This window comes from Burkholderia sp. E168m22, assembly GCF_001319805.1.
In the GTDB taxonomy this organism is placed as follows: Bacteria; Pseudomonadota; Gammaproteobacteria; order Burkholderiales; family Burkholderiaceae; genus Burkholderia; species Burkholderia orbicola.
In genome coordinates this window covers 193,134-203,855 of sequence record NZ_BBSK01000022.1, presented here as the reverse complement: position 1 = coordinate 203,855, position 10,722 = coordinate 193,134, and the positions used below count along the sequence as shown (strand labels likewise).

Here is a 10,722-nt window from a genome sequence, read left to right as displayed (position 1 = left end):
CCCGTTGCCGCTGCCGTCGATGCTGCCGTCGAGCACGGTGATGAACACGCTCTTGCGGCCGGCCTTGCGGAACGCCGCGCCGTTCAAGGCACCGGGGAAATCGGCCATCGCGCCGAAGTCGAGCTTGCCGGCGACCATCTCGTTGGTGAGCGGCGCGCCGGACGTGAAATCCTTCCACTGCACGTCGTATTTCACGTCCTGGTACTTGCCGGTGCGCGGCAGGTACTTGTCGAGCAGATGCAGTTCACGGATCAGCAGACCGCCGGTCGCGCAGTTGATCGTCGTGTCCTGTGTGCCGATCGCGACGCGGATTGTCTCCGCATGTGCAAAACCGGTGGCCGCGACCGCGATCGACGCGGCGAGCAGGCGAAACATCCGTAGCGTGGTTTTCATCAGTTGCTCCGAGAAACCCCGTCCTTCAGGACGGGGAGGAAAGGAGCGCCGCTGTTTGACAGCGGCATTCCACCGTTAAAATGGCCGGCACGATCCTTGGCGGGCGCCGCGCCGCGCCGCGTCACCGCAGCAGGTAAGGAATGTCGACCTTGACCGCGCCGGTCGGGCAGTCGCGTTCGCACGGCATGCAGTACCAGCATTCGTCGAACTGCATGTAGGCCTTGCCCTTGGTGACGTCGATCGCGAGCAGGTCGAGCGGGCACACGTCGACACACACGGTACAGCCCTTGTCGGCGATGCACAGCGACTCGTCGATCGTCACGGGCGCGCTGCTGCGCTGGAAGATGTCGTGCGGGGTATGGGACATGGCAAGGTTCCTCAAAGGGCGGCCGCGAGCGCGGCCGGTTCGCGGATGCGCAACTGCGCGTAGGCGCCGCGTTCGTCGTCGGCGAGCGGCACGACGTACGGTTCGACCGGCCGCTTCTCGCTGCGCATCGCGCCCTCGGCATCCTTGCGCAACCACGTGTGGCAGAACCATTCGGCGTCGTTGCGGTGCGGAAAATCGACGCGATGGTGGTACAGGCCCCAGCGGCTTTCGGTGCGGAACAGCGACGCGCGCGCGGCCATTTCGGCGCAATCGCGGATCGCGCGCACTTCGGCCGCACGCATCAGTTCGTGCGGATTGTCGGCCTTGATTTCTTCGATATCCTCAATAATTCCGTCAAAACGTTGTAGCCCGATCTCCATCTTGCGCGTCACCTTCGGCGGTTGCAGGTAGTCGTTCACCATCCGGCGCAGCTTGTACTCGACCTGCGCCGGCGCCAGCCCGCGTTCGCGCAGCAGCGGTGCGAGCACGCGGGTGCGCTCGGCGTTGACCTGTTGGTCGTCCACCGGCGCGTGGTCGCGGCCGGCCACGTAGTCAGCTGCGTTTTGTCCGGCGAACCAGCCGTACGTGAATGCCCCGAGCATGTAGTTGTGCGGGACGGCCGCCATGTCGCCGGCCGCGTAAAGCCCCGGCACGGTCGTCTCGGCACGTGCGTTCACGTACACGCCCGACGCGCTGTGGCCGCTGCAGAAGCCGATCTCGGAGATGTGCATCTCGACCATCTGGCTGCGGTAGTCGGTGCCGCGCCCCGCATGGAAGCGGCCGCGGCTGGGCCGTTCGTTGGTATGCAGGATCTGCTCGATGGTCCTGATCGTCTCTTCCGCGAGATGGTCGAGCTTCAGGAACACGGGGCCGTTGCCGCTCTGCAGTTCCTGGTAGAACTCCCACATCATCTGGCCGCTCCAGTAGTCGCATTCGATGAAGCGTTCGCCCTTGCCGTTCGCGGTGAAGCCGCCGAGCGGGCCGGTCACGTACGCGCACGCCGGGCCGTTGTAATCTTTGATCAGCGGATTGATCTGGAAGCATTCGAGGTTCGCGAGCGCGGCGCCCGCGTGATAGGCCATCGCGTAGCCGTCGCCCGCGTTGGTCGGGTTCTCGTACGTGCCCATCAGGTAGCCCGATGCCGGCAGGCCGAGGCGGCCGGCCGCGCCGCAGCAGAGGATCACGGCCTTCGCGCGGATCACGTGGAAGTCGGCGGTGCGGCAGTCGAAACCGAGCACGCCGCTCGCGCGGCCTTGTGCGTCGGTCAGCACGCGCGTCGCGACGATCCGGTTCGTGATCGCGATGCGTGCGCGCTTCAGTTGCCGGTACAGCACCTTCTTGATGTCGTGTCCCTCCGGCATCGGCAGCACGTACGAGCCCATGTGATGGACCTTCTTCACCGCGTAGTCGCCGGTGCCGTCCTTCTCGAACTTCACGCCCCAGCGGTCGAGCTGCTCGATCGTCGTGAAGCTGTGCGTCGCATACGCGTACACGGCTTCCTGGTCGACGATCCCGTCGTTGGCGATCGTGATCTCGCGCGTGTATTGCTCGGGCGTCGCATGACCGGGGATCACCGCGTTGTTCAGGCCGTCCATCCCCATCGAGATCGCGCCGCTGCGTTTCACGTTGGCCTTCTCGAGCAGCAGCACGCGCAGCGACGGATCGCGCTCCTTCGCCTTGATGGCCGCCATCGGGCCGGCCGTGCCGCCGCCGACCACGACGACGTCGTATTCATGCACATGGGTATTCATCGCGGGCTCCTTGCAGGTTTGCGCGCCTTTTGCCGGTCGACGCGCAACCGGTACTGGAAGGCGTCGCCGCGGAAGTAGAGGTATTCGTAGTCGATCGGCGCGCCCGACGCGTCGTGCGTGAGGCGCTCGATGCGCAGCACGGGGCTGCTTTCCTCGACGTGCAGCGCGTCGACGATTTCGTCGTCCGCGAGGATCGCGTCGATCGACACGTCGGCATGGCCGAGCGGGATGCCGCAGTCGTTCTCGAGGATCAGGAAGATGTCGCGGGTCGCGAGATCGGCGCCCGCGAGGCGCTTGCCGAGCGCTTCGGGCACCCAAGTCTGTTCGAGCGACACGGGTTCGCGGTTCAGCAGCCGCACGCGATGGATCTCGACGAGCGGCGCGCCTTCCTGCACGTTCAGCTTCGTCGCGAGATGGCGATCGGCCTTCACGGTGCGCAGGCTGTGCAACTGGTTGACGATCTCGTAGCCCATCGACGACATCGCCTCGGCAAAACCCTGCAGCGACGTCACGTTCTGGAACGCCTTCGGCTTCGACACGAACGTGCCCTTGCCGTGCAGCTTGAACAGCAGGCCTTCCTTCTGCAGGTCGCCGAGCGCCTGGCGCACCGTGATGCGGCTAACGTCGAACATCGCGCAGAGCTCGTGCTCGGACGGCATCCGGCTGTGCGGCGCGTAGGTGCCGTCGAGAATGCGCGCGCGCAGCGTGTCCTTGATCTGCACGTAGAGCGGGGCCGCGGACAGCGGCACGACGTTGGGTGGGGTCATCGGTCAACTTGTTATGACAAGATGGGCCGAGTGTAGCCAGCGTCATTGCGCGCCCCAACCAACTATTTGTGATTTCGAATTTCCCGTTGCGGAAAAGCGGGAGCGGGGCGAGCGGATGATCCGACCCTTGTGGGCCGCGTGGAATCGCCGACAATAAAAATCCGCGGCCCATACGCCGCGCATGTCGATTTCCCGCTGCGTCGCCCGTCGTATCGATATCGACCGGGCAGTGCGCCGCGCCATGCGCTCGCCACCCGGTTTTCCGCGAATGGTGCAACCAACGAGGAGAGGCCATATGACACGCCACATGCCGGATTCCCGATACCGCTGGGTGATCGTCGCCGCGGGCGGCTTGATGGGCTGCGTCGCGATCGGCGCGATGTTCTCGTTGCCGGTGTTCCTGCGATCCATCGCGCGCGATACAGGCTGGTCGATGACCGGCATTTCCGCGGCGATGACGCTCGGCTTCATCGCGATGGCGTTCGCCAGCATGGCGTGGGGCAGCCTGTCGGACCGCGTCGGCACGCGGCCCGTCGTCATCGCGGGCGCCGTGCTGTTGTCGGCGAGCCTGGCGTTGGCGAGCCGCGCGCCGTCGCTGCTCGTGTTCCAGTTGACCTTCGGCCTGGCCGTGGGCAGTGCGACGGCCGCGATATTCGCACCGATGATGGCGTGCGTGACCGGCTGGTTCGACACGCACCGCAGCCTCGCGGTATCGCTCGTGTCGGCCGGCATGGGGATGGCGCCGATGACGATGGCGCCGCTGGCCGCCTGGCTCGTGTCGGTGCGCGACTGGCGCACGTCGATGCTGCTGATCGCCGCGCTGGCGGCCGTCGTGATGATCCCGGTGTCGCTGCTGGTGCGCCGGGCGCCCGCGCTCGATCCTGCATCCGCCCACGCGGCGCCTGCGCCTGCGTCGGCCGGCGCGCCCGCCGCGATGTCGGTCGCGGATGCGCTGCGTTCGCCGCAGTTCATGGTGTTGGTGCTGACCAATTTCTTCTGCTGCGCGACCCATTCGGGCCCGATCTTCCATACGGTCAGCTACGCGGTGACCTGCGGGATTCCGCTGATCGTCGCGGTATCGATCTACAGCGTCGAAGGGCTGGCGGGCATGGGCGGCCGGATCGCGTTCGGGGTCCTCGGCGATCGCCTCGGCGCGAAGCGCATGCTGGTGGCGGGGCTGCTCGCGCAGGCGCTCGGCGCGCTCGGCTACTACTTCGTGCGCACGCTCGACGGCTTCTACGCGGTCGCGACGCTGTTCGGCTTCATCTATGCGGGCGTGATGCCGCTGTATTCGGTGCTCGCGCGCGAGAATTTTCCGCTGCGGATGATGGGCACCGTGATCGGCGGCTGCGCGATGGCCGGCAGCCTCGGGATGGCCGCGGGCCCGGTCGCCGGCGGGCTGATCGTCGATGCGTTGGGCAGCTACGGCTGGCTGTACCTCGGCTCGTTCGCGATCGGGCTCGGCGCGTTCCTGATCGCGACGATGTTCCGCCCGTTCGCGAAGGCGCAGCCGGAAACGGTGACGGCGTAAGCGGGCAACGGAAGCAGGGCGGCTGGCGTTTTTGCCGGGTCGGCAGGCGCCTGCTGGATCGTCGTGGATAAGAAAATGGCCCGGACCTCACCTCCGTCGGGAGGCGTCCGAACGGCGCTCAGCCTGCTGCGGCGCAGCAGAGCGGCAAGTGACGGCGATCGGCGCGCATGCGCTGCGATTCGGCCCCTAAAAATACAATATCGAGCATGTATTCGAAGGGCCTGTCATACCGGCGTCACCCTGCTAGAATTCGGCCTGCCGCATTGTTCCGATTGACTGATGAGATTGCTTGACGCCCTGGTCGAACAACGTATTGCCGCCGCCGCCGCGCGGGGCGAGTTCGACGATTTGCCGGGTACCGGCGCGCCGCAGGCGCTGGATGACGACCTGCTCGTGCCCGAGGAGGTGCGGGTGGCCAACCGTATCCTGAAGAACGCGGGCTTCGTGCCGCCGGCCGTCGAGCAACTGCGCGCGCTGCGCAACCTGCACGACGAAGTGCAGGCGGTCAGCGACCGTGCCGCGCGCTGCCGGCTGCAGGCGAAGATCCTCGCGCTCGACATGGCGCTCGAATCGCTGCGCGGCGGCCCGATGGTGATGCCGCGCGACTACTGCCGGCGCATCGCGGAACGCCTGTGCGAGCGCGGGCTCGACGAAGCGTCCGCCGAAGCGGGGCCGATGTGACGTCCGACGCGCTGCACGACGCAGCTCGCTCGGCAGCCGCCGCGGCCACTGATCCCGCCGCCGATTCTCCCATTCAAGAAACCGCGTCCGCATCGGCGCGCGACCTACATTTCATGCGTCTTGCACAAGCCGCCGCCGAAGAGGCGCGCGCGGCCGGCGAAGTGCCGGTCGGCGCGGTGCTCGTGCGTGGCGACGAAGTGATCGCCCGCGGCTTCAATCATCCGATCGGCGGGCACGACCCGTCCGCGCATGCCGAAATGGCCGCGCTGCGCATGGCGGCGCAACATCTGCAGAATTACCGGATGCCCGGCTGCGAGCTGTACGTGACGCTCGAGCCATGCCTGATGTGCGCTGGCGCGATCATGCACGCCCGCATCGCGCGGGTGGTCTATGGCGCGGCCGACCCGAAGACGGGCGCGTGCGGCAGCGTGATCGACGCATTCGCGAATCCGCAGCTGAACCACCACACCGAAGTGACCGGCGGCGTGCTCGCCGACGAGTGCGGCGCCGCGCTGAAGTCGTTCTTCGCCGAGCGCCGGCGCGCGTTGCGCGAGGCGCGGCTTGCCCGCGACGCTGAATCCGGCGCGTCATAGGCCACCTCTTGCCGCCCGCGGCGTCCCGGGCGTGCACGGTTTTCGTGAACCGGACCCGGTTCGGACCCTCTAAGCAGGTTTGACGACCCCGATACCTTTCGCCATGTCCTTCCAGCCCGCTGCGTCCTACACCATCCGCCTGCTGGCGCCGTCCGGCTATCCGCACGACCCCGACGCGATCAACCGCGCGCTCGAGCGCCTCAGCACCGCGCAGCAGCGCATCGAGAACATCGAGGCGACGCAGCGGCGCTTCCAGCGTTTCGGCGGCACCGACGGCGAGCGGGCAGGCGACCTGAACCGCCTCGCCGATCCCGGGCGGCCGCTGCCGGACATCGCGCTCGCGGTGCGCGGCGGCTACGGCGCCGCGCGCATCCTGCACGGGCTCGACTATCGCGGGCTCGAACGCCGGCTGCGCGACCAGCCGATCGCACTCGTCGGTCACAGCGATTTCACGGCGATCCAGCTGGCGCTGTACGCGAAGGCGCGCATCAAGACGTTCGGCGGTCCGATGCTGTCGGCGGATTTCGGCGCCGAAACGCCGAGCGACTTCACGATGCAGCATTTCTGGCAGACGCTGACGCAGCCCAGCACGACGATCGTCGCCGATGCACCGCAGGTGCAGACGGCGAACGTGACGGGCACGCTGTGGGGCGGCAACCTCGCGATCCTCACGTCGCTGGTCGGCACGCCGTACATGCCCGACATCGAGGGCGGCATCCTGTTCATCGAAGACGTCAACGAGCAGCCGTTCCGGATCGAGCGGATGATCTATCAACTGCACCTGTCGGGGCTGCTCGCGCGGCAGCAGGCGCTCGTGCTCGGCCAGTTCACCGGCGCGCGGCCGTTCGAGTACGACAACGGCTACGACATGCAGGCGATGATCGACCAAGTGCGCGCGGTGGTCGGGATTCCGGTCGTCACCGGGCTCCAGTTCGGCCATGTGCCCGACCTGTTGACGCTGCCGTTCGGCGCACAGGCGCAGTTGGTCGCGAACGCGCACGGGTTCCGGCTGACGCTGTCGGACTATCCGCATCTCGGCTGATGCCGGCGCCGGCGCGATCGATCGAAAGGCGGGGCTCCCCGCCTTTTTCTTTATGTAAGCGCGCAACTAACGGTCCATATTTTTCGTCGACGTCGACATGATTTTCGCCCGGATGTGCACCATTTTTGTCAACAAAATGACCGGGAGGGTATACGTCCAGAAGTGCCTCCGTCTTGCCTGTCTGGCTTGCCGTGCATGGATTTCGTGCGCATTGCACCGAATGAGAACACGCTGGCGCACGCCGATTGTGCGAAATGCCGCAAAAGAATTGTTGACAATCTTTATGTCCGCCCTAGGATGAGGACCATCACACGATGCAGATCATGAACGAGCCCGATTCCACTCCGTCCGGTGCAGCCGGCCCCGAAGCGATCGCCGAGCGGATTCGCACCGCGATCCTCGAGCATCGGCTCGCGCCGGGCGCGAAGCTGACGGAGGCGCAGCTCTGCGACGTGTTCGGCGTGAAGCGCGGGACGATCCGCCAGGCGCTCGCGCAGCTCGCGACCGACAAGCTGGTCGACCTCGAGCCGAACCGCGGCGCGTTCGTCGCGAGCCCGACGCTGCAGGACGTGCACGAGGTGTTCGAGATGCGCCGGATCATCGAGCTTGCCGTGGTCGAACGGCTCGCGACCGGCCCCGGCGCCAGGCGGCTGAAGGGCGTCGCCGCGCTGATCGACAAGGAGCGCAAGGCGTTCGAGCGGCACGACTTCGCGGCATGGATTCGGCTGTCGGGCGAATTCCACACGGCGCTCGCGACGCTGATGGGCAATGCGACGCTCAGCGAGTGCCTCGAAGGGCTCGTCGCACGCTCGACGCTGATGTCGGCGCTGTACGAATCGCACGGGCGCAGCCCGTGCTCGTGCGACGACCACGACGAGATCCTCGCCGCGCTGGAGGCGGGCGATCCGAAGCAGGCGGTCACGCTGATGGCGCGCCACCTGCAGCATGTCGAACTGAAGATGCTGGACCGGCCCGCGCAAGGGCAGGTCGATTTGCGCGAAGTGTTCGGCGGCGCCTGAGCGGCGACGCGAACCCGGCCGCGCGCCACACGACGAGCGCAATGCAGGCCTGCGGTGTTTGCCGCGGGCCGCTGGTCCGACTCCGGGCGATGATCCGGAGCGATATCGATGACGGTGGAGCGGCCTGGCGGCCGCGTCAAGGAGAAGTCATGGCTCAGTTCAGTGTGGCGCACGACAGCGCCTATCCGGCGGAAGAAGGCGGCGAGGGCGGCGGTCCGGCACTGCCGGATGGTTACAGCGAACGTCTGTACAACGAAGATTTGGCACCCCTTAAAAATCAGACATGGGGTTCGTACAACATCTTCGCGTTCTGGATGTCGGACGTGCACAGCGTCGGCGGCTACGTGTTCGCGGGCAGTCTGTTTGCGCTCGGGCTGACGAGCTGGCAAGTGCTGATCGCGCTGATCGTCGGCATCGGCCTCGTGAACGCGCTGTGCAACCTGATCGCGCGGCCGAGCCAGCAGATCGGCGTGCCGTACCCGGTCGCGTGCCGCGCGACCTTCGGCGTGCTCGGCGCGAACGTGCCGGCCGTGATCCGCGGGCTGATCGCGATCGCGTGGTACGGCATCCAGACTTATCTCGCGTCGAGCGCGCTCGTGATCGTCGTGCTGAAATTCTTCCCGCAATGGCTGCCGTATGCGGACGTCCATCGCTACGGCTTCCTCGGGCTGTCGGCGGTCGGCTGGGCCGGCTTCATGCTGCTGTGGGTGCTCCAGGCGTTCGTGTTCTGGAACGGCATGGAGACGATCAAGAAGTTCATCGACTTCGCGGGCCCGGCCGTCTATGTCGTGATGTTCATCCTGGCCGGTTACATGGTGTGGCGCGCGGGCTGGCGCAACATCGGCATCAACCTCGGCGGCGTCAAGTATTACGGCGCGGAAGTGATTCCGGTGATGATCACCGCAGTGTCGCTCGTCGTGTCGTACTTCTCCGGGCCGATGCTGAACTTCGGCGATTTCTCGCGCTACTGCCGCTCGTTCGGCGACGTGAAGCGCGGCAATTTCTGGGGGCTGCCGGTCAACTTTCTCGCGTTCTCGCTCGTCACGGTGATCACCACCGCCGCGACGCTGCCGGTGTTCGGCGAACTGATCACCGACCCGGTCGCGACGGTCGGCCGCATCGACCATCCGACCGCGGTGATCCTCGGCGCGCTGACGTTCACGATCGCGACGATCGGCATCAACATCGTCGCGAACTTCGTATCGCCCGCGTTCGATTTCTCGAACGTCGCGCCGCGCCTGATCAGCTGGCGCGCAGGCGGGATGCTCGCCGCCGTCGCGTCGATCTTCATCACGCCGTGGAACCTGTTCAACAACCCGGCCGTGATCCACTACACGCTCGACGTGCTCGGCGCGTTCATCGGCCCGCTGTACGGCGTGCTGATCGCCGATTTCTACCTCGTCAAGCGTGGCCGCCTCGTGCGCGACGACCTGTACACGATGTCGGAAAGCGGCGCCTATTGGTACACGGGCGGCGTGAACCGCCGCGCGCTCGCCGCGCTGCTGCCGGCCGCGGTGATCGCGGTGGTCTGCGTGATGGTGCCGGGCTGGCAGGCCCTCGCGAATTTCTCGTGGTTCATCGGCGCGGGGCTCGGCTTCGTGTTCTACCGGCTGCTCGCGAGCGCGAAGGCGTAAGGAGCATGCGATGAAGATCCGACTGATCAATCCGAATACGACGCAGCGGATGACCGACGCGATGGGCCGCTGCGCGCGCGAGGTCGCGGCCGCCGGCACCGAGATCGTAGCCGTGAGCCCGCCGATGGGGCCGCCGTCGATCGAAGGGTATTACGACGAGGCGCTCGCGACGCCGGGGCTGCTCGCCGAGATCGCGCAGGGCGAGCGCGACGGCTGCGACGCGTACGTGATCGCGTGCTTCGGCGATCCGGGCCTGTATGCGGCGCGCGAGCTCGCGCGCGGCCCGGTGATCGGCATCGCCGAGGCTGCGATGCATGCGGCGAGCGTGCTCGCGCCGGGCTTCTCGGTCGTCACGACGCTCGCGCGTACCTGCGGGATGGCGTGGCACCTCGCGGAGCGCTACGGGATGAAGCGGTTCTGCCGCAACGTGCGCGCGACCGACGTCGCGGTGCTCGAACTTGACCGGCCCGGCTCGGCCGCGCGCCGGATCATCGTCGACGAATGCCGGCGCGCGCTCGACGAGGATGGCGCCGATGCGATCGTGCTCGGCTGCGCGGGGATGGCCGAATTCGCGCACGAGATCGAGCAGCAGATCGGCGCGCCGGTGGTCGAGGGCGTCACGGCGGCCGTCAAATGGGCCGAAGCGCTGGTCGCGCTGCGCCTCGCGACCGCGAAGCGCGGCGACTACGCGCGGCCGCTGCCGAAGCGCTACGACGGCGCGTTCGCCCGCTTCAGCCCGCCGGACGGGGCGGCGGCGGAACCTCCGCCGAATTTGCCGCAACCGCACATACACACCGTCTGACACGCACTATCTGCGCCGCTGTATGGGCGCGTATGAACGTTTTCGCTACACTGGGCCGTCATCGCATCGGCTGGTGCGGCCGCCTCCGGCACCGCGCAGTCGATGCGAACCCATTATTCGCGCCCGCTCGTTCAGCGCGCTC

At 67.0% G+C, this 10,722-nt stretch carries 10 protein-coding genes and 1 pseudogene; 7 read left to right on the top strand and 4 right to left on the bottom strand.

Annotation, left to right across the window (positions count from 1 at the left end):
- From AP428_RS07455 to AP428_RS07440, 4 genes and pseudogenes are all read right to left on the bottom strand, one after another.
- A pseudogene (locus AP428_RS07455) lies at window positions 1-393 on the bottom strand (nitrate ABC transporter substrate-binding protein); the annotation flags it as partial.
- 121 nt (window positions 394-514) lie between these two features.
- Window positions 515-760, bottom strand: coding sequence for a ferredoxin family protein (locus tag AP428_RS07450; protein ID WP_006478532.1), 246 nt, complete (start codon window positions 758-760; stop codon window positions 515-517).
- An 11-nt stretch (window positions 761-771) separates the two neighbouring features.
- The gene (locus AP428_RS07445; RefSeq protein ID WP_011694310.1) at window positions 772-2,511 is read right to left on the bottom strand and encodes a fumarate reductase/succinate dehydrogenase flavoprotein subunit; all 1,740 of its coding nucleotides are present in this window, start codon (window positions 2,509-2,511) and stop codon (window positions 772-774) included.
- Window positions 2,508-3,278 carry a GntR family transcriptional regulator gene (locus tag AP428_RS07440; RefSeq protein ID WP_011549575.1) on the bottom strand — a complete coding sequence of 257 codons (771 nt, stop codon included), beginning with the start codon at window positions 3,276-3,278 and terminating at the stop codon, window positions 2,508-2,510. Before AP428_RS07440 ends, AP428_RS07445 begins: the two co-directional genes overlap by 4 nt.
- Window positions 3,279-3,585: 307 nt before the next feature.
- Here AP428_RS07440 and AP428_RS07435 point away from each other — a divergent pair, with 307 nt between their 5' ends.
- From AP428_RS07435 to AP428_RS07405, 7 genes are all read left to right on the top strand, one after another.
- Window positions 3,586-4,809: an MFS transporter gene (locus AP428_RS07435; protein ID WP_041489539.1), complete on the top strand. Its 1,224-nt coding sequence runs from the start codon at window positions 3,586-3,588 to the stop codon at window positions 4,807-4,809.
- A gap of 279 nt (window positions 4,810-5,088) precedes the next feature.
- A complete protein-coding gene (locus AP428_RS07430) occupies window positions 5,089-5,490 on the top strand; it encodes a DnaJ family domain-containing protein (protein WP_006478536.1) in 402 nt (133 codons plus the stop codon).
- Window positions 5,487-6,083: a tRNA adenosine(34) deaminase TadA gene (gene tadA, locus AP428_RS07425; protein WP_079999381.1), complete on the top strand. Its 597-nt coding sequence runs from the start codon at window positions 5,487-5,489 to the stop codon at window positions 6,081-6,083. The genes AP428_RS07430 and tadA overlap by 4 nt, the downstream gene beginning before the upstream one ends.
- 103 nt (window positions 6,084-6,186) lie before the next feature.
- On the top strand, window positions 6,187-7,125 hold the full coding sequence (gene ldcA, locus AP428_RS07420) for a muramoyltetrapeptide carboxypeptidase (RefSeq protein WP_011549577.1): 939 nt from the start codon (window positions 6,187-6,189) through the stop codon (window positions 7,123-7,125).
- Window positions 7,126-7,439: 314 nt separating this feature from the next.
- Window positions 7,440-8,144, top strand: a complete 705-nt coding sequence (locus AP428_RS07415) for a GntR family transcriptional regulator (RefSeq protein WP_011549578.1) — start codon at window positions 7,440-7,442, stop codon at window positions 8,142-8,144.
- Between the two features lie 149 nt (window positions 8,145-8,293).
- Window positions 8,294-9,778 carry an NCS1 family nucleobase:cation symporter-1 gene (locus AP428_RS07410; RefSeq protein WP_011549579.1) on the top strand — a complete coding sequence of 495 codons (1,485 nt, stop codon included), beginning with the start codon at window positions 8,294-8,296 and terminating at the stop codon, window positions 9,776-9,778.
- 10 nt (window positions 9,779-9,788) lie between these two features.
- Window positions 9,789-10,580, top strand: coding sequence for an aspartate/glutamate racemase family protein (locus AP428_RS07405; protein WP_011549580.1), 792 nt, complete (start codon window positions 9,789-9,791; stop codon window positions 10,578-10,580).
- Window positions 10,581-10,722 lie beyond the last annotated feature (142 nt).

Excerpts from the sequence above, each read along its gene's own strand:
- AP428_RS07450 (WP_006478532.1), bottom strand. The coding sequence starts at position 760 with ATGTCCCATACCCCGCACGACATCTTCCAGCGCAGCAGCGCGCCCGTG.
- AP428_RS07445 (WP_011694310.1), bottom strand. The coding sequence starts at position 2,511 with ATGAATACCCATGTGCATGAATACGACGTCGTCGTGGTCGGCGGCGGC.
- AP428_RS07440 (WP_011549575.1), bottom strand. The coding sequence starts at position 3,278 with ATGACCCCACCCAACGTCGTGCCGCTGTCCGCGGCCCCGCTCTACGTG.
- AP428_RS07435 (WP_041489539.1), top strand. The coding sequence starts at position 3,586 with ATGCCGGATTCCCGATACCGCTGGGTGATCGTCGCCGCGGGCGGCTTG.
- AP428_RS07430 (WP_006478536.1), top strand. The coding sequence starts at position 5,089 with ATGAGATTGCTTGACGCCCTGGTCGAACAACGTATTGCCGCCGCCGCC.
- ldcA (WP_011549577.1), top strand. The coding sequence starts at position 6,187 with ATGTCCTTCCAGCCCGCTGCGTCCTACACCATCCGCCTGCTGGCGCCG.
- AP428_RS07415 (WP_011549578.1), top strand. The coding sequence starts at position 7,440 with ATGCAGATCATGAACGAGCCCGATTCCACTCCGTCCGGTGCAGCCGGC.
- AP428_RS07410 (WP_011549579.1), top strand. The coding sequence starts at position 8,294 with ATGGCTCAGTTCAGTGTGGCGCACGACAGCGCCTATCCGGCGGAAGAA.
- AP428_RS07405 (WP_011549580.1), top strand. The coding sequence starts at position 9,789 with ATGAAGATCCGACTGATCAATCCGAATACGACGCAGCGGATGACCGAC.